Source organism: Streptomyces sp. B93 (genome assembly GCF_018070565.1).
GTDB lineage: Bacteria > Actinomycetota > Actinomycetes > Streptomycetales > Streptomycetaceae > Streptomyces.
On sequence record NZ_JAGPXL010000005.1, the window covers coordinates 104,691 to 127,997 of the forward strand.

The window sequence follows — 23,307 nt, forward strand, 5'->3', positions numbered from 1 at the left end:
CAGCCCCCCACTCCGGCACGGTAGAAAGGACCCATGCCGGAGCACGAGCCCCCCACAGCGAACCCGGACGACGTGGACGCGGTGACCCGTGCGGTCCTCACCGCGTCCCGCCTCCTCGTCGCGGTCTCGGCGCAGTCCCTCGCCGCGGTGGAGGAGCGGGTCACCCTGCCCCAGTTCCGGATGCTGGTGGTCCTGTCCACCCGCGGCACCACCAAGCTGGTCACCCTCGCCGAGCTGCTGAACGTGGCGCCGTCCACGGCGATGCGTATGGTGGACCGGCTGATCGCGGCCGGACTCGCGGACCGTCAGGTCAACCCGCACAACCGCCGGGAGACACTGCTGCGTCTCACGCGGGAGGGGCACCGGACCGTCGAGGACGTCACCGCGCGCCGTCGTGCCCAGATCACGGGGATCGTGCAGCGGCTCGCCCCCGAACAGCGGGCCGCCCTGGTCGAGGCGCTGACCGCCTTCAACACGGCCGGTGGGGAGCCGCCCGCCCCCGCCGCCGACGCCCCGGGGCCGCACCCCCTGGGGTGGACGGACACCGTGCCGGGGCCCGGCGTCTGAACCGGTGCCGCGTCCGTCCCGTCGTACGTGTTTTGCATAATGCAAGGAAGCACAGTGGGCAGGGCGGCGATGACGCGGGCCGGTGACACGACGACCGAGGAACGCCGGAGGTGACACATGCGCATACCGCGTCCGCGCCGCCAGTCCCCGCTCCCGGTGGAGCCGCATCTGCTGACCCATGTCACCGCCACGGTGTGGGGCCCGGCCGAGTTCATCGGCCTGCCGCCCTGGAGGCTGGCCGCGAAAGGCCTGGTCACCGGCGTGCTGGGGGCCGGACTGATCGTGGGCTGCGGGATGGCGGGGGCCTGGACGGGGTGGCCCGCGCTGGGCAGCGGGGAGGCGGGGCTGCTGGCCGTCGCCGTGCTGTCGGTGCGGCTGCTGGCGCTCCGGGCCGGGCGGGCGCTGATCGGGATCGTGGTGGTGCTCGGCGTCTGCCTGGTCACCCAGACCCCTCAGGTCGCCGCGGGCATGGTGCTGGCGGAACGCGGCCACACCCGCTCCGCGGTGGTGGTGTCGGTCGAGCACGGCGACCAGACGGGCGCCGGGGAGGACCGCTACCTCTGCTCGGTCACCGACCGCGACGGCGAACCGCTCGGCGTCCGCATCTGGCGCGGCTGCGGCCCGTCCGTCCGGCCGGGCGACGCGCTGACCGTGGTGTACGACCCGGAGGGCCGGGTGCCGCCCCGGGGTGTGACCGGTGAGGTCACTGACTGGGGGGCGGTGCGGGGCCTCACCGTGACGTCCGGGGGACTGGTCGTGGTGAGCGCGCTCGCGGTCGTACGGTCCTTCCGGCTCAGGTCGGCCGCACACCGCTGACCGGCGTCAGGCCAGGGCGAAGTACCGCAGCCACACATAGGCGAGCGCCAGCAGCACGGTCACGGCGGTGACGACCAGGCCGTACTTGGTGAACTGCCAGAAGGAGATCGGCTGGCGGCTGCGCTCGGCGATGCCGAGGACGACCACGTTGGCGCTGGCGCCGATCGCGGTGGCGTTGCCGCCGAGGTCGGCGCCGAGCGCGAGGGCCCACCACATGACGTGGTCGCCGTCGCCGCCCATGGAGGTCACCAGGTCGGAGGTGATGGGGGCCATGGTGGCGACGTAGGGGATGTTGTCGACGATGCCGGACAGTACGGCCGAGGCGCTCAGCAGGATCATGGACCCGCCGAGTTCGTTGTCGCCGATGGCGTCGGCGAGGGTCTTGGAGATCTCGCTGATCACTCCGGTCTCGATGAGGCCGCCGATCATGATGAAGAGTCCGGCGAAGAAGGCCAGGGTGGGCCACTCGACCTCGCGCAGGACGTCTCCGGTCTGCACGCTGGAGACGGCGACGAGGAGTCCCGCGCCGAGGAGGGCGACGACGCTGGGCTCGTAGTGCAGGACGGGGTGCAGCACGAACCCGGCGACCACGAGGGCGAGCACGGTCAGGCCCTGGACGAGCAGCCGGGGGTCGTGGATGGCCTCGCGCTCCTCCAGCGCCATGACCTCGGCGGCGCGTTCCTCGTCGAAGCGGAAGGACTTGCGGAACATCACCCGGCACAGGACGAGCAGGACGACCACCAGCACGGCCACCAGGGGCGCCAGATGGACGAGGAAGTCGTTGAAGGTCAGCCCGGCTCGGCTGGCGATGATGATGTTGGGCGGGTCACCGACGAGGGTGGCGGTGCCGCCGATGTTCGAGGCGAGGACCTCGGCGATCAGGAAGGGCGCCGCGGGCAGCGCCAGCCGTTCGCACACCAGCAGGGTCACCGGGGCGATCAGCAGCACGGTGGTGACGTTGTCGAGCAGCGCCGAGGCCATGGCCGTGATCACGACGAGCATGACCATGACCCGGAAGGGCTTGGCCTTGGCCCGTTTCACCGACCAGATCGCCAGATACTCGAACATGCCGGTCTTCTTCAGCACTCCGACGATCATCATCATGCCCAGCAGCAGGAAGATGACGTTCCAGTCGACGCCCGAGTGCTCGGAGTAGAAGGCCGACTGGTCGTCGGTGGCGCGGATCGCAAGCATCAGGCCCGCGCCCCCGAGGGCCACGGCGACGCGGTGGATCTTCTCGCTGATGATCAGGGCGTACGCACCGACGAAGACGACGATCGCCGCCCAGCTGTGCCAGTCGTTCACGGTCCTCCGATGAATGGTCCCCTCGGCCGGCCGATCATGCTCCCCGGCACAACCGGAGGGAACCCTACCTCTTGCTCAGCTCGCGCCCGCCGCGCCGAGCAGCCGCTCCAGCAGGTTCGAGGCGGTGATCACACCGAGCAGATGCGGGCCGTCCTTGGCCTTCTCCACCACCGCCACCAGCGGACTGCGGACCTGGGCCATCAGCGCGGCGACCTCCAGCGCGGTGTCGTCCGGGGCCGCGACCGGCGGCGCCGGGATGGTCTTCGACAGGCAGTCGCGCACCTTGAGCCCCTCCAGGGCCTGGCACAGCCGGTCGGCGTGGCGCTCGTCGACCACGGAGGCCAGCGTCGGGTCGTCGATGACGTATCCCGGCACCAGCACCTTGATCATCTGGGAGGCGGGGAGGACGGCCTTCGGCATGCCGTCGTCGCCCACCACCAGCAGCCCCGGCAGCCGGTGCTCGGCCAGCAGCCGCGCGGCGTCGATCGCGTCGCTGTCGACGCTCACCGTCTCGTACTCAACCGCCATGTCACGTGCGCGCACGGTTCGGCCCCACTCTCGTCCTCGGTGTCTCGACCGGAAGCGTCGTGCGGACACCGTATGCCGACCAGTCGCCGCAGGGCGATCGCCGGTGCGTGCTCCGCCGCGCGACCCTCCACGCCCTACACGATCACCGGTCCGGTCCCGCCCCTTGTACGCGTTGACGCATTCCGTACGGCGCCGGCGCCGACGCGGGGCGCCCGGCTCAGCTCAGTTCGGCGAACGCCTCGACGGCGTGCGTCCGGCCCGTGACGATGATCACGTCCCCGCGCTGCACGACGGTCTCGGCGGTGGCGTAGGTGAAGTCCTCGCCGGAGCGCTTGATGCCCACGACGGTGACGCCGAACTTGCTGCGGACCTGGCTCTGGCCGAGCGGGACGCCGGTGGCCAGAGCCGGGGCGACCGTCTTGACCAGGGCGTAGTCGTCGTCGAACTGGATGAAGTCCAGCATCCGGCCGGTGACCAGGTGGGCGACGCGTTCGCCCATCTCGTGCTCGGGCAGCACCACGTGGTGGACACCGAGGCGTTCGAGGATCTGGCCGTGCTGGCGGCTGATGGCCTTGGCCCAGATGTTGGGCACATCGGCCTCCAGCAGATTGGTGCTGACCAGGATGCTCGCCTCGATGTCGGTGCCGATCGCGACGACCGCGCTGGTGAACTCGTTGACGCCGAGCTGCCGCAGGGCCTCGCCGTCGGTGCAGTCGGCGACGGCAGCGTGGGTGAGGGTGTCGCTGTACTTCTGCACCAGCCGGGCGTCGGTGTCGAGGCCGAGGACGTCCCAGCCGCGGCGCATCAGCTCACTGGCGAGGGACGATCCGAACCGGCCGAGCCCGATCACGGCGACGCGCTGGTCGCCGCCGCGGCCGGCGGATTCGGAACGGCGTTTGCGGCGCCGGTGGCGCAGGGAGTGCAGATAGCTAGCCAATGACGGGTCGCTCCTCGGGCAGTTCGTAGCGGCGGGTCCGCTCGCGCAGCGCGAGCGCCGAGACCAGGGTGATCGGGCCGAGACGGCCGACGAACATCAGACCGACCAGCAGCAGTTCCCCGGCGGGCGGCAGATCGGCGGTGATGCCGGTGGACAGGCCCACCGTGCCGAACGCCGAGACGACCTCGAACAGCACCGGCTCCAGCTCCTGCTTGGTCATCGCCAGCAGGGCCAGCGTCGCCCCCATCACCAGGCCGATGCCGAGCAGGGCCACCGTGAGCGACTGCCGCAGCACGTGCGGGGCGAGGCGGCGGCCCAGCACCGCGGAGGTCGGCTCGCCGCGGACCTCGGCGAACATCGCGGCCGCCAGCACCGCGAACGTCGTCACCTTGATGCCGCCCGCGGTTCCGGCGCTGCCGCCGCCGATGAACATCAGCACACAGGTCATCAGCAGCGTCGAGGCGTGCATCGAGCCGATGTCCACGGCGTTGAAACCGGCGGTGCGGGACATCGCCGAGTGGAAGAAGCCGTCGAGGATCTTCCCGCCGATCGAGTGCGTGCCGAGCGTGCCGGGGTTGGACCACTCCAGCAGACAGGTCAGCACGGTCCCGGTCACCAGCAGGAAAGCGGTGGTGATCAGCGTCAGCTTGGTGTGCAGGGACCAGTTGCGGCGCCCGGTGCGGTGCTTGCGCCGACGGTGCCGCAGCAGTTCCAGCAGGACCGGGAAGCCGATGCCGCCGAGGATCACGGCGGCGGCGACCGGCAGGGTGACCCAGGCGTCCTGCGAGTAGCGGGTCAGACTGTCGGGGTGCAGTCCGAACCCGGCGTTGTTGAAGGCGGACACGGCGTGGAAGTAGCCGAGGTACGCGGCCTCGCCGATGGTCTCGCCGTACCCGTAGCGGAACCGCAGCGCGAGGACCGCGCCGACCGTCAGCTCCACCGCGAGCGTCGTGCCCGCGACGCCGAGCAGCACCCGGCGTACGTCGCCGATGTCGAGGCTCTTGGTCTCCGCCTGGGCGGTGAGCTGCATCCGCAGCCGCAGCCGCCCCGAGATGAGCAGCGCCAGCAGGGACGCCATCGTCATGATGCCGAAGCCGCCGACCTGGATCAGGGCGAGGATCACGCCCTCGCCGAAGCCGCTCCAGAAGGTGCCGGTGTCCACGGTCACCAGACCGGTGACGCACACCGCGGAGGTCGCGGTGAACAGCGCGGTGACATATCCGGCGGCGGCCCGCTGCTCGGTGGCGAACGGCAGGGACAGCAGCGCCGAACCGATCAGGACGACCAGGGCGAAGCCCACCACGACGGCACGGGCGGGATGCGTGGCGAACAACGCCGAGCGCGCCTTCGCCCGCGTCATGAGTCCCGCCATCGCTGCCTTCCCGAGCCTTCCGGTCCGCCGTGCTCCCGGCCCGGCGCAAAGGGTCCATCAAGATCCCGGCCGCACACCTTACCTGCAAGTACGGCTGTTGGACGGTGTCCCTGACGCCGTCCGCGTCAAGGAGCCGTCAAGACGCGCCGGGGCAACCGCATGGAAGTCGTCAAGGACGGGCGGCGGACGGGCGGCTCGGCTACGGCTACAGCGCCTTGGCGGGCCAGTCGAGCAGCCGGGCGCCGATCACGGCGGTCTGGAGCATGTAGCGGTGCGCGGGGTCGGCCGGGTTGGCGCCGGTGAGCTTGTGGATGCGTTCCAGGCGGTACGTCAGCGCGCGCACGCTCAGCGAGAGCCGACGGGCCGCCTCGGCGGCGACGCAGCCGGAGTCGAAGTAGGCGGTGAGGGTGTCGATCAGCGGGGCGGCACCGCCGCGTGCCGCGCCGAGCGGGCCCAGCGCCTCGCGCACCAGGTCGGCCATCGCCTGCCGGTCCCGGGTGAGCACCGGGTAGACGAGCAGGTCGGCGGCGCGCAGCACCGGGTCGTCGAGCCCGAGACGGCTCGCGAGATCGAGGGTGTTGAGCGCCTCCTCGTACGACTGCACGACGCCGCCCGGTCCGGGCTGGGCCCTGCCGATCGCGACCCGGCCGCCGTCGGTGGCGGCGTACGCCTGCTTGGCGAAGGCGGTCAGGACCTGGTCCTGGTCGCCGGGGGCGATGCACAGCATCCGGCCGTCCTTGGTGGTCAGCAGGATGCTGCGGTCGCCGAAGCGGCTGATCAGCGACTGTTCGACATGGCGGGGGACCGGGTCGCCCTCGTCGTAGGCGGCGGGTCCCTCGGCGACGGCCACGGCGTGCGCGTGCGACAGCCGCAGCCCGAAGCGTTCGGCGCGCTCGGCGAGGCGTCCGAGGTCGCTGCGGCCGTAGAGGAGGTCGTCGATGAACTCGCGGCGGGCCGCCTCCTCCTGACGTACGGCGAGCCGCTGGGCGCGTTCGTAGCCCTCGGCGAAGGCGTCGACGACCTGTTGCATGGCCGCGAGAACGCTGTCGGCGGAGCCGGGGGCGCCCGGCCAGGCGGCGCGGGTGGCGGCGAGGTGGGCGCCGACCAGGGCGCGCAGTCCGAATCCGGCGTCGGCGGCCCGCTCGCCCAGGGTCCGCCGGGACTCGATCTCGCCGCGGGTCAGCCGGCGGCCGGTGGCGGACACCTCGGTCAGGATCTCCGCGTAGCCGTCGAGGTACTCCCCGGGTACGTCCTGCTCCGCCACGCCTGCCCCCGTCGGTGAATGTGCCGGTGGCGCTCCCGCATCGGCGACCGGCATCCAGACCCTATTGAACACTGCCGGGAACCGGCAATGCGGGGGTGGCCTCCAGGGGAGCACCATGACGGCAGGGGAGCCGAGAGGATGGTCCCGGTGCCGGGGCCCGGCAGAGGCCGCGCACCGCACCGGGACCCTGACGGATCACTCCCCGGTCGCTCCACGGGTCACTCGCCGGTCACTCCCGGGGCTTCTCCCACACCGACACATGCGTGCGGCTGTCGCTGGTGAACGGCGCGCGCGTCCAGTCCTCCCAGCGTGCGCGCGGCCGCAGTCCGGCCAGTTCGGCCATGAGGTCCAGTTCGGCGGGCCACACGTACCGGAAGGGGACCGACAGGGACGAGCCGCGCTCGCCCTCGACCCTGATGTGGTGCGAGGTCATCGACTGGGTGGCGATGTCGTACTCGTCGAACCCGCAGCGGTTCTCGCTGACCTGGAACGGCACGACGCTCTGGCCGGGCGGCAGTCGCCGCAGATCGGGGACCATGACCTCGATCACGAAGGTCCCGCCGGGCGCGAGATGGTCGGCGACGTTGCGGAAGCAGGCCACCTGCGCGGACTGCGTCGTCAGGTTCATGATCGTGTTGAAGACGAGGTAGGCGACCGAGAAGGTGCCCGCCCCCTCGGCCTTCGCCGTGGCGAAGTCGCCGATGGTCACCCCGACGGCGGCGCCGCCCGGCTTGGCACGCAGCCGGGCCACCATCGCCCGGGACATGTCGATGCCGTGCACCGGGACCCCGCGCCGGGCCAGGGGCAGCGCGATCCGGCCGGTGCCGATGCCCAGTTCCAGGGCCGGGCCGTCACCGGCCAGCCCGGCCAGCACGTCCAGCACCGGGTCGACGGCGTCCGCGGTGAACATGTCGGCGGTCGACGCGTCGTAGGAGTCCGCGACGCTCTCGCCGAAGTGCCCGTCCCTGTCCGCCCCTTGCTCTGTCCCGTCGGTTGTCACGGGCCGACGGTACTGCGGCGGCCGGGTGCCGCGCGCGTGTTTTCGGGGTCGAGCCCGGTCGCCGCTCAGCCGGCGCGCGGTGCGTAGTGCCCGAGGAACATGTCGACGCCGCCGGTGAGGAGGCGTTCGGTGAGGTCGTCGTCGACCTGGGCGCCGTAGGAGCGGAAGACCATGTGCGGGAAGACCAGCAGCGAGTAGAGCTGGACGATCGCCGCCTCCAGGTCGGGGATCTCCAGCCGTCCCCGGTCGGCGAGGGTGCGCAGGGCGTTCGCGACGAGGGGGTGGTGGCCCTCGGGGCCGTGGTGCCGCCAGGCGCGGGCGATCTCGGGGAAGCGGTGGCCCTCGGCGGCGACCAGGGTGTGCAGCGCGGCCACGTCCTCGTCGGTGCGCACGGCGTGCACCCAGGCGCGGGCGGCGTCGACGAAGGCGGCGCGCAGGTCCTCGGCGTCGGCGAGCCCGGCCAGGGCGGCCGAGGACTCCCCGGCGAGGGGCTCGTCCAGGGCGCCCGCGATGACCGCCGAGAACAGCGCCTCCTTGCTGCCGAAGTGGTTGTAGACGGTCACCTTGGAGACACCCGCCGCAGCGGCGATGGCGTCCATGCCCACCCCGAAACCCGCGCGCACGAACTGCTCCCGGGCGGCCCGGACGATGGCCTGCCGCTTGCGTTCGGCGCGGGGTCCGCTGGGCGGGGGCTTGGGACTCTCCACGTGCATGGGTCCGAGGCTAGCAGCCGACTGAACTGTACCGTTGAGTTCAATTGAACTGTGCCGTACAGTTCAGTTCAGAAGTCCTGTCTGCCGCGAGGAACCGTCATGACGCACGCCGCTTCCCCCGCCCACCACCCACCCGCACACCACGCACCATCGCCCCCCGACCCGCGCCGCTGGGCCGCCCTCGCGCTGATCTGCGTGGCGCAGTTCATGCTGATCCTCGACGTCACCGTCATCAATGTGGCGCTGCCCGACATGACTGCCGACCTGGACCTCGGCCGCACCACGCTGACCTGGGCGGTCACCGCCTACACGCTCTGCTTCGGCGGGCTGATGCTGCTCGGCGGACGCCTCGCCGACGCCCTTGGCGCCCGCCGCACCCTGCTCACCGGACTCGCCGTCTTCACCGCGGCCTCCCTCGTCACCGGACTGGCGCAGGGCGCGCCCGTGCTGCTCGGCGGGCGCATCGCCCAGGGCGTCGGCGCGGCCCTCCTCTCACCGGCCGCGCTGTCCCTGGTCACCACCACCTTCCACGGCGCCGAACGCACCAAGGCGCTCGGCGTCTGGGCCACCCTCGGCGGCAGCGGCGCGGCGGCCGGCGTACTGCTCGGCGGCGCCCTGACCGAGGGCCCCGGCTGGCGGTGGGTCTTCTACGTCAACGTCCCGGTCGGCCTCGCCGTCCTCGCCGCGCTGCCCGCACTGCTCCCGGCCCGCGCCCCGCGCCCCGCCCGGCTGGACCTGCCCGGCGCCCTGCTGGTCACGGCGGGCACCGCCGCGCTGATCTACGGTCTGGTCGAGGCCGGTGACTCCGGCTGGAGCGGCCCCGGCGCCCTGCTGCCGCTGCTCGCGGCCGTCGTGCTGTACGCGCTCTTCGGCGTCGTGGAACGCGCGAGCCGGGCCCCGCTGATGGACCTGAGGATGTTCACCCGGCGGCCCGTGCAGGCGGGCGCGTTCCTGATGCTGGTGGCCACCGCGCTGCTCATCGCCTTCTTCTTCCTCGGCTCGATGTACCTCCAGCACGCCCGCGGCCTGGGCCCGCTGGAGACCGGCCTGGTCTTCCTGCCGGTGGCCGTCGCCACCGGCCTCGGCGCCCACCTCGGCTCCCGGCTCGTCGGCACGCTCGGCAGCCGGCCCACCGCGGTGGCGGGCCTGCTCCTCGCGGCCGCCGGGTGCGCCCCGCTCACCCGCCTCTCCGGCACCGGCAACGTCTACGCCGTGCTGCTGCCCGGCTTCGCCGTCGCCTCCCTCGGCATCGGCGCCGTCTTCGTCACCGCCACCACCACCGCGCTGGCCATGGTCGACCACCACGAGGCGGGCCTCGCCTCCGGAGTCGTCAACACCTTCCACGAGGTGGGCGGTTCCATCGGGGTGGCCGTCGTCTCCACGGTCGCCGCGACCGGCATCGAGGGCGGCGCGGTCGGCGGCTTCACCGACGCCTTCACCCTCTGCGCGGTGACCGCGGCCGTCGGCGCGGCCCTCTCCCTCGCCGTCGTCCCCAAGGGCAAGCCCCGGCCGACCGGTGGACCGCACGTGCACTGACGCCGCCACGGGTCATTCGAGCAGCGCCAGCACCGGCCCCCCGGACACACCCAGGACGACGGACAGGGCCGCCGCGCCGTACGCGGTGACGGCCGCCGTCCGCGGGACGTCGTACGGCTGGCCGGGGCGGGACGGGAAGACCGCCGGGGCGAGCCAGCGCAGGTAGTAGAAGAGCGAGGCCACGGTGTTGACGGCGGCCACCACCGCGAGCCAGGCCAGGCCGCCGTCGACCGCGGCGCCGAGCACCTCCAGCTTGCCGAGGAACACCGCCGTCGGCGGGGTCCCGACCAGACCGAGCAGGCAGACGGCCAGGGCGGCGGCCAGCCCCGGCCGGTCCCGGGCCAGCCCCCGGAAGCCGGCGATCTCCCGGCGCCCCGGCAGCGCGCAGACCACGGCGAAGGCGCCGAGGTTCGTCACCGCGTAGGCGGCCAGGTAGAACAGCAGCGCCGGCTGGGCGAGGTCCGTGCGGTCCGCGACGGCGACCGGCATCAGCAGATAGCCGACCTGACTGACCGTCGAGTAGGCGAGCAGCCGTCTGACGTCCGTCTGGAAGAACGCCGCGAGATTGCCGAGCGTCATCGACGCGGCGGCGAGCACGGCCACCAGCCCCGCCCACGGGACGTCCGCGCCCGGCAGTACGTCCGCCCCCAGCCGGTACAGCGCCGCGAGCGCCCCGGCCTTCGGCAGCGTGCCGAGGAACGCCGCCACCGGAGCCGCACTGCCCTGCACCACGTCCGGCACCCAGAAGTGCCCCGGCACGCCACCCGCCTTGAACAGCAGCCCGGCGAGCAGCGCGACGACCCCGACGGCCGCCAGACCGTCCGGCGCCGAGGGCAGTCCGTCGCGCAGCAGCGGATACGACGTCCCGTGCCCGGCGGCGTACAGGACGGTGACCCCGGCCAGCATCAGCACACCGAGGAACGCCCCGACGACGTAGTACTTCAGCGCCGCCTCCGTCCCGTACGCGTCCTTGCCAAAGCCCGCCAGGACGTAACCCGGCACGCTCGCCAGCAGGTACGCCGCCGTCAGCAGCAGCAGATCGGCGGCACCGGCGAGCATCAGCGTGCCCAGCGAGGCGAGTTGGAGCAGGACGTAGAACTCGCTCTCCCGCGGGTGCGCCCGCAGGGGTACGGCGCTCAGGACCAGGACCAGCAGGGTGCCGCCCAGGACGGTGATCCGGGCGGTCGCGGTGACCTGGTCGACGACGAACGAGCCGTCGAACGCGGTGGTGGGCGGTGCCAGCGCCGCCGCCACGATCCCCGCCGCGCACACCGCCGCGGCCAGCGCGCCCACCAGCCACTGCCGGGCGCGCGGCAGCCACGACCCGAGCAGCAGCCCGAGCACGGCGGAGGCGGCGAGGAGGACCTCGGGCAGCAGTTCCAGCGGGTTCTCGTCCATCGCGGCGGCCGTGGCCTGGGAGAGCGGGGTCATCGCGCCAGCAGTTCCAGCACCCGCCGGGACGCGGGCTCGACGACGTCCAGCAGGAACCGGGGAGCGAGACCGATCACCACCCCCAGGGCGAGCAGCGGCACCACGGCGGCACTCTCGTGGGCCCGCAGATCGGGGAACGGCCGGTCCGCGCCCGGCGCCGCCAACGGCAGCCGCAGCGGCCCGAGGAAGATCTGCTGGAGGGCGCGCAGGAAGAGCCCGGCGGTGATCAGGATGCCGGTCACGGCCAGCGCGGTGGCGACCGGCCGCGGACCGAGGCTGCCGGTGAAGATCTGGAACTCGGCGATGAAGCCGGAGAACCCGGGCAGCCCCAGGGAGGCGAACGCCGCCACGCCTGTGCACGCGGCGAGCACCGGGGCCCGCGCGGCGACCCCCGAGTAGGCGGCCATGTCGTAGGTCCGGCCCCGCTCGTACAGCGTGCCCGCGAGCAGGAACAGCGCGCCGGTGAGCAGCCCGTGACTGACCATCTGCACCACCGACCCGGTCACCGCGAGCTGCCGGGCCTCCTCCCGCCCGCCGCCCACGGTCCCGGCGGCGCCGACCGCCAGCACGATGTACCCCATGTGGTTGACCGAGGTGTAGGCGACCATCCGTTTGAAGTCGGTCTGCGCGAGCGCGACCAGCGCCCCGTGGAGCACCGACACCACCCCGACCACGACGAACACCACGGCGTACGTCCGCCACGCCTCCGGCAGCACCGGCAGGGCGATCCGCAGGAAGCCGTACGTGCCCATCTTCAACAGCACCCCGGCGAGGATCGCCGAACCTGCGGCGGGCGCCTCGGTGTGCGCGGGCGGCAGCCAGGTGTGGAACGGCACGGTCGGTGTCTTCACCGCCAGCCCGACCGCCACCGCGAGCAGCACCAGCGCCCCGTACAGGGAACGGCCCGCGAGGGGGTTCTGCCGGGTCAGCTCGACGATGTCGAAGGTGTGCGGCTCGGCGGCGAGGTACAGCCCGATGAAGCCGAGCAGCAGGGCCAGCGACCCGATGAACGTGTACAGGAAGAACTTCAGGGCGGCACGGGCGGCGTCCCGGTGGCCCCAACCGGCGATCACGAAGTACATCGCCACGATCGACAGGTCGAAGAAGAGGAAGAACAGGATCAGGTCGAGGGCCACGAAGAGTCCGAGGCAGGTCGTCTGGAGGAAGAGGAACAGCGCCGCGAACTCCCTGATCCGGCGCGCGTCGCGGACCGAGTACAGCGCGCACGCCAGGGACAGCACGCAGGTCAGCGCGACCAGCGGCAACGACAGCCCGTCCACGCCGACGTGGTAGCTCACCCCGGCGCTCGGCATCCAGCGGGCCCGGGTCTCGTACTGTAGGCCGCCGTCCTCGCGGTACCCGGCCCACAGCGTGACGGCGAGGGCGAGTTCCACGGCGGTGGCCGTCACCCACGTCCAGCGGAACAGACCGGGCGGTGCCGTGCGCGGCACGCACAGCAGCAGGACGGCCACGACGGTCGGCAGCAGGACGACAACGGTCAGCAAGGCGGTCACCTCACGAGGACGAGGACGACGGCGAGCACGGTGAGGGCCGCGACGGCCTGGGCGAGGTACTGGTGCAACTGCCCGGTCTGCGGGCGCCGCGCCCAGCGGCCGAGCCCTCGGGCGGCGGACGCGATCCCTTCCACTGCCGCGTCGGCGAGCCCTTGTTCTACATGCCGGTCGGTGCGCGCGGCCAGCCGCACCACACCGTGCGCGGCGCCGTCCACACCCGCGTCGAGGAGCCCTCGCTCCACATGCCGGTCGGTTCCCCGGGCCAGCCGGAGCACACCGCGCGCCGCCGCCTCCGCCCCCCGGTCCAGCACCCGGTCGTCGAACGCGGCCAGCGCCCGCGCGAGCCCGAGGACCGGCCGTACGACGACGGCCCGGGCGAGCTCCTCCAGGCTCAGCCAGTCCCGCAACCACCCCCGCACACGCGCGTGCGGCACCGGCACCGTCCGCGCGCCCCACATCCACGCGGCACCGGACGCGGCCACGGCCAGCGCGGCGGAGGCGAGCAGCTCCCAGGTGTGCGGGGCTGTCCCGGCGCCGTACCCGACCATGCGGACCAGAGCGTCCCGCACCGGCGGGAACGCGGGCACGGTCAGCGCGGCGCACGCCACCGCGAGTCCGGCGAGCGGTACGGCGGCCAGAGGCGTTGGGCCGCCCCGGTCCCCGGCGGGCCCCTCGTCCGGCCGCCACACGAACCACAGTGCCTTCACGGCGTACGCCGCCGACACCACCGCCGCCGCCAGCCCCGCCGCGTACAGCCAGGGGCTCTCCTCCAGGGCGGCGGCGAGCAGTACGTCCTTGGCCGCCCACAGCGACAGCGGCGGCACACCGGCCAGCGTCAGCGCGGCGACCGTGAACGTGACCCCCGCCGTACGGTGCCGTCGCGCCGCACCCCGCAGCGCGGGCAGCGCCTTCGTGCCGAGCAGGGCCAGCCAGGCACCCGCGGCGAGGAAGGCGAGGCTCTTGGCTGCGGCGTGCGCCATCAGCTGGAGCGCGCCCCCCGCGGTGGCGTGGGCCCCGGCGGCCAGCACCATGAAGCCGATCTGGGCGCAACTGGACGCCGCGAGCAGCTGCTTGAGGTCGCGCTGCGCCACGGCGACCAGACCGAGCAGGACCGCGGTCGCGGCGCCGGTCCAGGCGACGGCCGGGCCGCCCCAGCCGGAGGCGGTGAGCAGCGGTTCCAGCCGCAGCAGCAGATACGCCCCGGCCACCACCATCGTCGCGGAGTGCAGCAGCGCCGAGACGGGGCTCGGGCCGCTCATCGCCCGGGACAGCCAGAACGAGAAGGGAAGTTGCGCGGACTTGCCCAGCGCCGCCACCACCACGCCCGCGGTGATCAGGGACAGCCACGGGTCGGCGGCCTCGTCGAGCCGGTCCAGCGCGAGCGACCCGGGCCGCCCGGCCGCCAGCGCGGCACCGGCGGCCAGATACAGGCCGAGGTCCGCGGTCCTCGTCGTCAGGAACGCCGTGTTCGCCGCCCGCACCCGGTCGGCGTCCGGCCACCAGTAGCCGATCAGCGCCCACGACAGCGCGCCCATGACCTCCCACGCCATCAGCAGCGTCACCAGGTCGGCGGCGGTGACCGTCGCGAGCATCGCACCGGAGAACAGCAGCATCAGCCCGAAGAACCGGCCGCGGGACTCACCGGGACCGATGTCCCAGACGGCGAAGGCCAGCACGGCGAGGCTGACCGCGGCGACGGTGACCACGAGCAGCGCCGAGAGCCCGTCGACCCGCAGCCCCAGCGGCAGCCCGGCGAGCAGCGGGGCCTCGACGGCCGGCCGGCCGACGGCGGCGGCACAGGCGAGGGCGAGACCGGCGGCGGCCACGGTGACGGCGACGGCCGGGGCCACGCGGTCGGCGGGCCGACCGGCGAGGGCGAGCAGCACGCCCGCCACCGAGGGCAGGGCGATCAGCGTCCACAGCACCACGCTCACCGGCCGCTCACTCCCGCAGCTCCGCCGCCATGTCGGTCATGTCGACCTCACGCGCCCGGAACAGCGCCGTCACCACGGCGAACCCGACCGCCATCTCGACCGCCATGACGGTGACCAGGACGACGATCAGCACCTGCCCGTCCGTCGCGGCGGGGGAGAGGTGGTGCCACACCGCGGCGGCCCCGACGATCAGCCCGCCCAGCATCAGCTCCAGGCCCATCATCAGCATCACGACCGACTGCTGGGTCAGGGCGCCGAACAGACCGACGCAGAACAGGGCGGCGGCCAGCAGCAGAACCGTCTCCAGGATCATCGCCCGACCCCTCCCCGGGTGGCGTCGTCGGCCCGGCGGGCGGTGAGACCGTCGCCGAACCGGTCGTAGCGGCCACGGCGGGTGGCGAGCACGACGGTGCCGACGATGGTGGCGAACAGGGCCATGCCCAAGGTCATCATGGTGAGCATCTGAGGACCCATCAGCGACATGCCGAGCGCCTCGGTGGGATCCGCGGGCGGCCCGCCGCGCCGCCGCGGCCAGTCGGTGAGGAGGATGCCGGAGGCCAGCGCGGCGAACACGGCCACCGAGATCACGGCCGCGCCCCTGGTGTTGTGGACCATGGCCATCGGCATCAGACCGGCCGGGTTCATCATGAACATCACCATGAAGACCGCCATCAGGGCCATTTCGATCGTCATCATCAGCACGATCACGACCCCCAGGTAGTCCAGCCCCAGCAGCAGCACCTCACCGCCCGCGCAGAGCAGCGCGGTCAGCAGGGCGTAGGTGGCGCGCGCCATGGAGTCGAAGCGGAACACCTGCACGGCGGCGCCGACGGCGACCACCGCCAGCACCCAGAAGACCACGTCCGTGAGCATGTGAAGCTGCCTCCGGTTCTCAGGCGCCCTGCCGCAGTACGACGACGGCGACGACGAGTGCTTGCAGCAGTACGGCGGGGACGAGTACCAACCAGGCCGCCTCCAGATACCGGTCCATGCGCAGCGAGGGCAGCGACCGCCGCCCCACCACCAACAGCCCCAGCACCGCCGCCGTCTTGACCAGCGTCCACAGCCAGCCGGGCAGCAGCGGACCGTGCCCGCCACCGAGGAACAGCGGCACGCTGAACGCGGCCGTCACCACCAGCAGCACCCACCGCCCGCCCAGCAGCACCAGCCGGTCCACGCCCGACAGCTCGGCCGCCGCCCCGCCCGCGAGGTCGCGTCCGGCCGGCTGGTCGAAGGGACCCCAGAACGACATGGCCAGCGCGCTCGCCAGATAGACCACGAACGCCACCGGCATCCACACCGCGAACCACAGCCCCCGCTGGGCGTCGACGACTTCCCCCACCCGCAGCGACTCGGCGCCCAGCGCGGCCGTGGTGATGGCGAGCATGTGCGGCAGCTCGTAGGCGAGCCCCTGGGCGAGGAAGCGGTACCCGCCGACCAGCGACAGCACCGAGTTCGGCCCCCAGCCCGTCAGCCACACCGCCGCCCAGGCCAGCGCCTCCATCGCGTTGAACCACACGACGCCGACACCGAGATCGCTGACCGAGGTGAATCCGAGGGGCAGGACGACCGCCGCCATCATGGCCGCGACCGGGACGAGGACGACACCGACCCGGGTGAGCGCCGTGTCGGCGGCGGCCGTGCGGCGGGGCTGTCGCACCAGCAGCCGCAGCGCCTCCCGGGGCGGCGCCATGGCCCGGCCGAGCAGTTGCCGGGGTGAGGCGGTCCGTCCCCGGGCGGCCGAGGCGTGCAGCACGGCGTCCAGACCGGCGGCCACCAGCGCCGCCCCCACCAGCAGCGGCGGCAGCACGAACACGGGCCACAGGGGCGCCGGGTCAGCCATACGGAACCTCCCGGGCCGGTACGGCGGCCAGTTCGTCGACGTCGGGATCGAGGCTGGCGACGATCAGCCGCGCCGCCCCGAACTCGGCGCCCCGCAGCAGCTCGGGCAGGGCGTCGAGCAGCGCGGCGGAAGGCGGACGGGGCCCGTCCACCCGGCCCCGGGGCCCGTCCGTGTCGGCGGCGGTGAGCGGCGTCCGGTCCTCGAACGCGGCCACCGCCCGCGCCACCTCGTCGAGCCACACCCGCACCCGGTCGTGTACGTCGCCTACCCGGTCGGGTACGTCGCCGCCCGCCGCCAGCGCCGGACCCGAGACCCCCAGGTGCCGGGCGCGTGCGGCGGGGAGCGGACCGACCCCGGCGGTCAGCCAGCGCAGGGTGCGGGACCGGGACACCCGGCGCACCAGCCGCAGCACTTCCGCCCGGTGCGATCCGTCCGCCGGAGCCGTGTCCCGCAGCCGTCGCGCACGGGCCGCGGCATCCCGCCAACCGGCCACCGCGAGGAACCGGCCCAGACTGTCCAGGTGCGCCGCGCACCGACGGCGTTCCGCCTCACCCCGGGTGACCTCGGCGCCCCGTGCGGCCCGCAGCCACGGCCCGTTCCAGTACGAGCCGGACCCGGCGGGCACGGGGAGACGGTCGACCTCCACGTCCTGCACCACATCGCCTTGCAGCGCCGTCCGCAGCACCAGGCCGCACGGCCAGTCGGGGAGGGCGGGCCCGAACGGCACATGGAGGCGGTCCAGACGCAGCCCGTCGCGGTCGTCGGCGCGGTCGGCCATCGGCAGGCCGTGGTCGTCGGGATCGTCGTCCTCGGGCACCTGAGAGGACGTCAGCCGGGCGGCGGCCGTGTCCAGCCGGTGCGCCAGGCCGTCCGTGCCGGGCAGGTCGACACGCGCCCTTGGCCAGGACAGCTGCCGCCACACCGCGTCGAGCGGATCGCCTCCGGTGCCGCGGGCGTCGCCCGCGACGACCAGCAGATCGGCGGCGGCGGGGCTCAGGGCCCGCGGCCAGCCGCGCCGCCGCAGTTCGGCCTCGGCCGCCAGCCGGACGGCGGTCGCCCCGGGCAGCGGCACCAGCAGGACGGCCGGACGAGCCAGCGCCGTACGCCGCAGCACGTCCCTCACACCCATCGGAACGCACCCTCACGCCAGGCGTAGAGCACCCCCGCGAACAGGATGCCGAGGAACAGGAACATCTCCACGACGGCGCTCGTCCCGACCTCGGACACCACCCTGACCCACGGGTACATGAAGAGCATCTCCATGTCGAAGGCCAGGAAGACCATGGTGACGGGGTACCAGCGCACATGGAACCGGGAGAACGCGTGCTCACGCGGGGCCCCGCCGCCGCTGAACGGCCCCGTCCGCAGGGGTCTTCCCGCCTCCGAGAGCCAGGCGCCCCACGCGTACAGGACCGCGACACCCCCCACGACCACGCCCAGGAGGGCCGCCACCGGCTGCCATCCACTCATCCGTCCATGGTGCGCCCCCGCCGGGCCGACGAGCGGCAGACGCGCCCGGCGACCGCCGCCGACGCCCGGCCCGCCCCTTGCCGAAGATCGCGTCAGGCGCTTCACTTGGCCCACCTCCCACAGGAGAACTCCCGCTCCACCAGCAGAAGGGTCAGTTCTTTTGTCAGCCATACGCGCCACCGCCGTCACCGCGGCGGCAGTCGCGGCCGTGCTCACCACCGCACTGCCGTCCTCGGCCGTCAACTCCTACAACGCGACGCCCGCCCCGGAACGCACCGAGGTCGGCGCGCTCGTCGCCACGTGGGACAACGACGCCGACCCCACCACCCCGGACCGGGTCGACTGGGTCTGCTCCGGCACCATGATCGACGCGGACACCTTCCTCACCGCCGCCCACTGCACCACCGACTGGCCGGAGAACGTCAGGTTCTACGTATCCCTGGACCAGGACGTGCAGGCCGGACTCGACGCCGCCGCCCAGCGCTACCCGGGCGACCCGGCCGCCCAGGCCAGGGCGGTCGCCGTGCGGGGCACCGCGCACAGCCACCCCGGCTACCCGGGACCCGCCTCCGACACCCGTGACATCTCGGTGGTCGAACTGCCCGCCGCCGAGGTCGGGTCCCGCTGGGACTTCACCCCGGCCGCCCTGCCGACCGCGGGCCAGCTGGGCGCGCTCGGCCCGCGCGGGCTGAACTCCACCGACTGGTTCGTCGCGGGCTACGGCACCCAGGAGGCCGCCCGTGGCCCCGGCGGGCACACCCACCCCGGCGGCGGCGTCCGGATGAAGGCGCCCGTCACCTTCGACGCCCTCAACAACGCCTGGGTACGCCTGGCGATGACCGCCCCGCAGGGCAACGGCGGCGCCTGCTACGGCGATTCGGGCGGCCCGAACTTCGCGGTGCTGGACGGCCGTACCGTCCTCGCGGCCACCACGATCACCGGCGACTCCCCGTGCTACGCCACGAATGTGACGTACCGCCTGGACACCCCTGGCGCCCGCGCGTTCCTGGCGCCGTTCACACAGCTGCCGTAGACCGCCGTCGCCGTGACCGCCGTGGTCCGGTGGGCGCCTTCCCGAAGGCCGCCGGACCACGGCCGGTGTTTGCCGGGGTGCGGGTGTGACACCCGTAGGGAACGGTGCGCTGTACCGGGTGGGTCGTGACCACGGCCCGACGGGACCCGCCTCCTCCCTCCCGGCGGGTCCTCGCGCCCGGGGTGGGCAGGGGACAACTTCCCCCGTCGTCTGCCCACCCCGCGCGCTCCGGGGCGTCGGTGTGATGGCTTCAGGAACGAGGTGGGTGGCGCGTGCTCGTGGCGGAGCGGTACCGGTTGGGCGAGCCCCTGGGACGCGGCGCGATGGGCGAGGTGTGGCGCGGCACCGATCAGGTCATGGGACGGCCGGTCGCCGTGAAACTGCTGGCCGCCGGCGGTGTCACGACGGATGCCGCGGACGCCGAACGCTTCTGTCTCGAGGCCCAGACGGCCGCCCGGGTGAGCCATCCCAACCTGGTGCGCGTCTACGACTTCGGCGCCCACGACGGCCGCCCGTACCTCGTCATGGAACTCGTCGACGGGCGCAGCCTCGCCGAGGAGCGCGACCGGCACACGGTGTTCGCCCCCGAGGAGGCCGCCGACATCGCCGCGCAGATGGCCGCGGGACTCGCGGCGGCCCACCGGCACCGGGTCGTGCACCGCGACATCAAGCCCGGCAACGTGATGCTCACCGCCGACCGCACCGCGAAGATCACCGACTTCGGGATCGCCCGCTTCACCGACACCGCCGCCCGCTCCCTGACCGCCACCGGCAAGATCATCGGCTCCGCGGCCTATCTGGCCCCCGAACGCGCCGTGGGCCGCTGCGGCAGGCCGTCCTCGGACGTGTACGCGCTCGGCTGTGTGCTCTACGAACTCCTCACCGGGCGCCCGCCGTTCGTCGGCACCTCCCTGGCGGTGGTCCAGCAGCACGTGGACGCCGCCCCCACCCCGCCCCGTGCCCTGCGGCCCGCGCTCACCGGCCCGCTGGCCGACTACGTCCTTCGGCTGCTGGCCAAGGACCCGGAGCAGCGCCCGACGGCGGAGGAGGCGGCACTCTGGCTCGCCGCCGGGCGCTACGACGATCCCGCGCCGGAAACGGTCGTGCCGCACCGGCAGACACCCCTGGCCCCGACCGCGGTACTGCCGGTGGCGAAGGCCCGCCCCGCGCGTCCGGTGAAGGGCGTCGCCGCCCTGACCGGGGCCGCGGTGCTCGCAGGGGCGCTCGGGCTGGGCGCCGGTCTCACCTCGTCCCCGGGCGGCGGCGCCCCGTCGGCCCCGGCCCCCGCCGACCGGCAGTCCACGTCCGTACCGGAACCCGGCGGCGGCCACGGCGGAGGCGCCGAGCGCGGCGGGAAGGGCAAGGGGTGACCAGCCCTCCGCTCAGCCCTGCTTCTGCTCAGCCCAGCTTCTTCAGCAGTTCCGCGGCGAGCGGCGCGGAGGACGCCGGGTTCTGGCCGGTGACCAGACAGCGGTCGACGACCACGTTCGGCACCCACGGCGCACCGGCCGCCACCTCGACGCCAGCGTCCCGCAGCCGCGTCTCCAGCAGCCACTTCGCCCGGTCGGCGAGCCCGCCCATGGTCTCCTCGGCATTGGTGAAGGCGGCCACCCGGTAGCCCGCGAAGGCGTTGCCGCCCTCCGCGCGCTCCGCGGCCAGCAGCGCCGCCGGGCCGTGGCAGACCACACCCAGCGGCTTGCCCGAGGCCAGCGCGTCGATCAGCAGGCGGCCCGACACCTCGTCGACGGCGAGGTCCTCCATCGGGCCGTGGCCGCCCGGGTAGAAGACGGCGGCGTAGTCGTCGAGGTCGACCTCCGCCAGCTTCACCGGGTGCTCCAGCTCGGTCATCGCGGCGAGGGCGGCCGCGATCCGGTCGGCGTTCTCCCGGCCGCCGTTGACCTCGGCGGCGAGGCTGGCCCGGTCGACGGTGGGGACGACGCCGCCGGGGGTGGCGACGACGATCTCATGACCGGCGGCCCGGAACGCCTCGTAGGGGGCGACGGCCTCCTCGGCCCAGAAGCCGGTCGGGTGCGTGGTGCCGTCGGCGAGGGTCCAGTGGTCGGCGCCGGTCAACACGAAAAGGATCTTGGACATCGGGCCTCTCCCGGAGCGTGCCCGGCCTCCCGGCCGGGACTGCGGTCGCCGACGCTCCGGAGCCGGACCGTCGGCGCGGTGACGTGATCGACCGTAGGCCCGGCGATCCATACGTAACCAATGGGGAAGCCAATGGCTGCCATCGGAATCCCAATGGGTCCGGGGCTCACCGCGAGGCCGCTCCGGTGCCCGCCTCAGGGCTCCAGCTCGTCCTGCACCGGCGGTTTCGGCACCTCCCGCAGGTGCTGCGACTGACCGGGCCTGCCGCCCTTGCGGGCCTGCTCCGCCCGCTGCGCCTCGCTCAGACCCAGGTCGGAGTCCGGGGCCACGCGCACCGAGCGGGCGACCTCCTCCCGGTTGGCGTACGACTCACGCGGCATGCCACGCAGCGCCGCGACCACGTCGTGCGAGGCACCCGCCCGCTTCGCCGCGTCGACCAGCTCGTCCTTGCCCGCCGGGAAGTCGGCGTCCCTGACGGCCTTCACCACGTCCTGGGCACTCGTCGTGCGGTCCATGAGTGCCACCTCCTGTAGCTCGGGTCACTGTCTCCCGGGTAACCACGAGCGCCCCGCCACTCACCGTGGCGGGGCAGGATTGCCCGGCGCCCGAACGGGTACGCGTCGGGTCACCGCACCGGGTGGCGATCATGCCCGGGCGGGGCCGTACGACCCCACTATCAGGGAATTGCGCCATGGACACACCCGCGAACGACCCGCACGCCACACCGGCCAGGCAGGCGCTGGACGCGCTGGTCGTCAACACCGAGGACCAGGCGGCGCTGGACACGCTCGCGAGCAGCGACGTACTGGTGCCGGTGCCCGACGACGTCGCCGACGACGTCGCCACCGATCCGGCGGCCGTGGCGCTGCCGGTCCTCGAGCAACCCGGCGGCGAACCGGTGGTGCCGGTGTTCACCTCGGAGCCGGAGATGGCCGACCTGCTGCCGTTCGTCTCCCGCTACCGCATGGTGCCGCTGGGCGCCCTCGCCTCGCAGTGGCCGTCCGACGAGCTGTCGCTCACCATCGACGCCAGCTCCGACCACGGTCTGACGCTTACCTCCGAGGGTGTGCGCAACCTGCTGGCCAGGCCGTAGCCGGTGGTCACTCGCCGAGCATCCGCCTGAGCACCGCCCGCTGCACCGGCAGCACCTCGGCGTGCAGCGCGCGGCCCTTGTCGGTCGGGCGCACCCATACGCCGCGGCGGTCGTCGGTGCAGACCGAGCGTTCCACCAGGCCGTCCTTCTCCAGGCGGCCGATGAGGCGGGACAGCGCGCTCTGACTGAGGTGCACCCGTCCGACCAGGTTCTGCACCCGGCACTGGGTGTCCTCGTCGAGGGCCTCCGTGGTGAGCACGTCGAGCACCTCGAAGTCGCTCGCGCCGATGCCGTACGGATGCAGGGCCCGGTCGATCTCGGCCACGGTGCGCGCGTGCACGCCGAGGATCTCCCGCCACCGTTCCACGAGGCCCGCGTCGGCCGTCTTCACTGCCATACACGCACGGTAACACCGATCCCGCCAATCGTTGAGTGTGCAACTAGTGCGGGTGGCGGCCGTGGCTCAGGCGGACGCCCCGGGCGGGTCCTGGGTCAGCCCCACCAGGTTGCCGTCCGCGTCCTTCACGAAGGCGATCAGCTTGCCGCCGCCGACGTCCTGCACATCGTGCACGGGCTCCGCCCCGGCCGCCAGCAGCGCCGCGAGGCTCTCCCTGATGTCGGCCACCGGCCAGTAGGGGACCGGCCCGGTCATGCCCTTGGCGTGCCCGTTGGGGTCGAGCCCGACGTCCTGCCCGCCGACCCGGTACCCCACGTAGTAGGACTCGTCCGCATACGGCTCCACCCCGAGCAGCGCGCCGAACAGCGCCTTCGCCCGGTCCAGGTCCTTGACGGGGTAGATGATCGTGTTCGCGGCCTCGGTCATGACGTACTCCTCCGTACGAGCTGTGAGAGCTGTC

The 23,307-nt window shown here is 73.4% G+C and carries 25 protein-coding genes; 6 read left to right on the forward strand and 19 right to left on the reverse strand.

Going from position 1 to position 23,307, the window contains the following annotated elements; genetic code table 11:
• Positions 1–33: 33 nt before the first annotated feature.
• Both KBY47_RS06805 and KBY47_RS06810 read left to right on the forward strand, forming a co-directional pair.
• Positions 34–567: a MarR family winged helix-turn-helix transcriptional regulator gene (locus KBY47_RS06805; RefSeq protein ID WP_210920034.1), complete on the forward strand. Its 534-nt coding sequence runs from the start codon at positions 34–36 to the stop codon at positions 565–567.
• A 117-nt stretch (positions 568–684) separates the two neighbouring features.
• Positions 685–1,383, forward strand: a complete 699-nt coding sequence (locus tag KBY47_RS06810) for a hypothetical protein (protein ID WP_247694323.1) — start codon at positions 685–687, stop codon at positions 1,381–1,383.
• Positions 1,384–1,389: 6 nt separating this feature from the next.
• On the opposite strand, the gene KBY47_RS06815 is transcribed toward KBY47_RS06810, so the two are convergent.
• From KBY47_RS06815 to KBY47_RS06845, 7 genes are all read right to left on the reverse strand, one after another.
• Complete coding sequence (locus KBY47_RS06815; protein ID WP_210920035.1) at positions 1,390–2,688, reverse strand: SLC13 family permease; 1,299 nt, start codon at positions 2,686–2,688, stop codon at positions 1,390–1,392.
• Between the two features lie 75 nt (positions 2,689–2,763).
• On the reverse strand, positions 2,764–3,231 hold the full coding sequence (locus KBY47_RS06820; RefSeq protein WP_210920036.1) for a CBS domain-containing protein: 468 nt from the start codon (positions 3,229–3,231) through the stop codon (positions 2,764–2,766).
• A gap of 202 nt (positions 3,232–3,433) precedes the next feature.
• The gene (locus KBY47_RS06825; protein ID WP_210920037.1) at positions 3,434–4,153 is read right to left on the reverse strand and encodes a TrkA family potassium uptake protein; all 720 of its coding nucleotides are present in this window, start codon (positions 4,151–4,153) and stop codon (positions 3,434–3,436) included.
• Positions 4,146–5,525, reverse strand: a complete 1,380-nt coding sequence (locus KBY47_RS06830; RefSeq protein WP_210920038.1) for a TrkH family potassium uptake protein — start codon at positions 5,523–5,525, stop codon at positions 4,146–4,148. The genes KBY47_RS06825 and KBY47_RS06830 overlap by 8 nt, the downstream gene beginning before the upstream one ends.
• Positions 5,526–5,730: 205 nt before the next feature.
• A complete protein-coding gene (locus tag KBY47_RS06835) occupies positions 5,731–6,789 on the reverse strand; it encodes a helix-turn-helix domain-containing protein (protein ID WP_210920039.1) in 1,059 nt (352 codons plus the stop codon).
• Positions 6,790–7,018: 229 nt separating this feature from the next.
• Complete coding sequence (locus KBY47_RS06840) at positions 7,019–7,789, reverse strand: class I SAM-dependent methyltransferase (RefSeq protein WP_308405068.1); 771 nt, start codon at positions 7,787–7,789, stop codon at positions 7,019–7,021.
• Positions 7,790–7,854: 65 nt separating this feature from the next.
• The gene (locus tag KBY47_RS06845; protein ID WP_210920040.1) at positions 7,855–8,502 is read right to left on the reverse strand and encodes a TetR/AcrR family transcriptional regulator; all 648 of its coding nucleotides are present in this window, start codon (positions 8,500–8,502) and stop codon (positions 7,855–7,857) included.
• A 99-nt stretch (positions 8,503–8,601) separates the two neighbouring features.
• Between KBY47_RS06845 and KBY47_RS06850 the strand changes: the two genes are divergently transcribed.
• Positions 8,602–10,038 carry an MFS transporter gene (locus KBY47_RS06850; protein ID WP_210920041.1) on the forward strand — a complete coding sequence of 479 codons (1,437 nt, stop codon included), beginning with the start codon at positions 8,602–8,604 and terminating at the stop codon, positions 10,036–10,038.
• Positions 10,039–10,050: 12 nt separating this feature from the next.
• Here KBY47_RS06850 and KBY47_RS06855 read toward each other — a convergent pair whose 3' ends face one another.
• Genes KBY47_RS06855 through KBY47_RS06890 form a run of 8 tightly spaced genes read right to left on the reverse strand, consistent with a single transcriptional unit; the run spans position 10,051 to position 18,230 of the window.
• Complete coding sequence (locus KBY47_RS06855; RefSeq protein ID WP_247694324.1) at positions 10,051–11,469, reverse strand: NADH-quinone oxidoreductase subunit N; 1,419 nt, start codon at positions 11,467–11,469, stop codon at positions 10,051–10,053.
• Complete coding sequence (locus tag KBY47_RS06860; protein ID WP_210920185.1) at positions 11,466–12,974, reverse strand: NuoM family protein; 1,509 nt, start codon at positions 12,972–12,974, stop codon at positions 11,466–11,468. Before KBY47_RS06860 ends, KBY47_RS06855 begins: the two co-directional genes overlap by 4 nt.
• 5 nt (positions 12,975–12,979) lie before the next feature.
• Positions 12,980–14,917, reverse strand: a complete 1,938-nt coding sequence (locus KBY47_RS06865; protein ID WP_210920042.1) for a proton-conducting transporter membrane subunit — start codon at positions 14,915–14,917, stop codon at positions 12,980–12,982.
• A 7-nt stretch (positions 14,918–14,924) separates the two neighbouring features.
• Positions 14,925–15,230 (reverse strand): NADH-quinone oxidoreductase subunit K, encoded by a 306-nt coding sequence (locus KBY47_RS06870; RefSeq protein ID WP_210920043.1) that lies wholly within the window; start codon positions 15,228–15,230, stop codon positions 14,925–14,927.
• Complete coding sequence (locus KBY47_RS06875) at positions 15,227–15,790, reverse strand: NADH-quinone oxidoreductase subunit J (RefSeq protein ID WP_210920044.1); 564 nt, start codon at positions 15,788–15,790, stop codon at positions 15,227–15,229. The genes KBY47_RS06870 and KBY47_RS06875 overlap by 4 nt, the downstream gene beginning before the upstream one ends.
• A gap of 19 nt (positions 15,791–15,809) precedes the next feature.
• Positions 15,810–16,760 (reverse strand): NADH-quinone oxidoreductase subunit H, encoded by a 951-nt coding sequence (locus KBY47_RS06880; protein ID WP_210920045.1) that lies wholly within the window; start codon positions 16,758–16,760, stop codon positions 15,810–15,812.
• Positions 16,753–17,889, reverse strand: a complete 1,137-nt coding sequence (locus KBY47_RS06885) for a hypothetical protein (protein ID WP_210920046.1) — start codon at positions 17,887–17,889, stop codon at positions 16,753–16,755. Before KBY47_RS06885 ends, KBY47_RS06880 begins: the two co-directional genes overlap by 8 nt.
• Complete coding sequence (locus KBY47_RS06890) at positions 17,880–18,230, reverse strand: NADH-quinone oxidoreductase subunit A (RefSeq protein ID WP_210920047.1); 351 nt, start codon at positions 18,228–18,230, stop codon at positions 17,880–17,882. The genes KBY47_RS06885 and KBY47_RS06890 overlap by 10 nt, the downstream gene beginning before the upstream one ends.
• Positions 18,231–18,390: 160 nt before the next feature.
• On the opposite strand from KBY47_RS06890, the gene KBY47_RS06895 reads away from it, so the two are divergent.
• The gene (locus tag KBY47_RS06895) at positions 18,391–19,263 is read left to right on the forward strand and encodes a trypsin-like serine protease (RefSeq protein ID WP_210920048.1); all 873 of its coding nucleotides are present in this window, start codon (positions 18,391–18,393) and stop codon (positions 19,261–19,263) included.
• Positions 19,264–19,535: 272 nt separating this feature from the next.
• Positions 19,536–20,633 carry a serine/threonine-protein kinase gene (locus KBY47_RS06900; protein WP_308405069.1) on the forward strand — a complete coding sequence of 366 codons (1,098 nt, stop codon included), beginning with the start codon at positions 19,536–19,538 and terminating at the stop codon, positions 20,631–20,633.
• 28 nt (positions 20,634–20,661) lie between these two features.
• On the opposite strand, the gene KBY47_RS06905 is transcribed toward KBY47_RS06900, so the two are convergent.
• A complete protein-coding gene (locus KBY47_RS06905) occupies positions 20,662–21,357 on the reverse strand; it encodes a type 1 glutamine amidotransferase domain-containing protein (RefSeq protein WP_210920049.1) in 696 nt (231 codons plus the stop codon).
• A gap of 194 nt (positions 21,358–21,551) precedes the next feature.
• Positions 21,552–21,872 carry a DUF2795 domain-containing protein gene (locus KBY47_RS06910; RefSeq protein WP_210920050.1) on the reverse strand — a complete coding sequence of 107 codons (321 nt, stop codon included), beginning with the start codon at positions 21,870–21,872 and terminating at the stop codon, positions 21,552–21,554.
• A gap of 176 nt (positions 21,873–22,048) precedes the next feature.
• On the opposite strand from KBY47_RS06910, the gene KBY47_RS06915 reads away from it, so the two are divergent.
• Positions 22,049–22,450 carry an SseB family protein gene (locus KBY47_RS06915; protein WP_210920051.1) on the forward strand — a complete coding sequence of 134 codons (402 nt, stop codon included), beginning with the start codon at positions 22,049–22,051 and terminating at the stop codon, positions 22,448–22,450.
• A gap of 7 nt (positions 22,451–22,457) precedes the next feature.
• On the opposite strand, the gene KBY47_RS06920 is transcribed toward KBY47_RS06915, so the two are convergent.
• Positions 22,458–22,847 carry a MarR family winged helix-turn-helix transcriptional regulator gene (locus KBY47_RS06920; RefSeq protein ID WP_210920052.1) on the reverse strand — a complete coding sequence of 130 codons (390 nt, stop codon included), beginning with the start codon at positions 22,845–22,847 and terminating at the stop codon, positions 22,458–22,460.
• 66 nt (positions 22,848–22,913) lie between these two features.
• Positions 22,914–23,273 carry a VOC family protein gene (locus KBY47_RS06925; protein ID WP_210920053.1) on the reverse strand — a complete coding sequence of 120 codons (360 nt, stop codon included), beginning with the start codon at positions 23,271–23,273 and terminating at the stop codon, positions 22,914–22,916.
• Between the last annotated feature and the right edge of the window lie 34 nt (positions 23,274–23,307).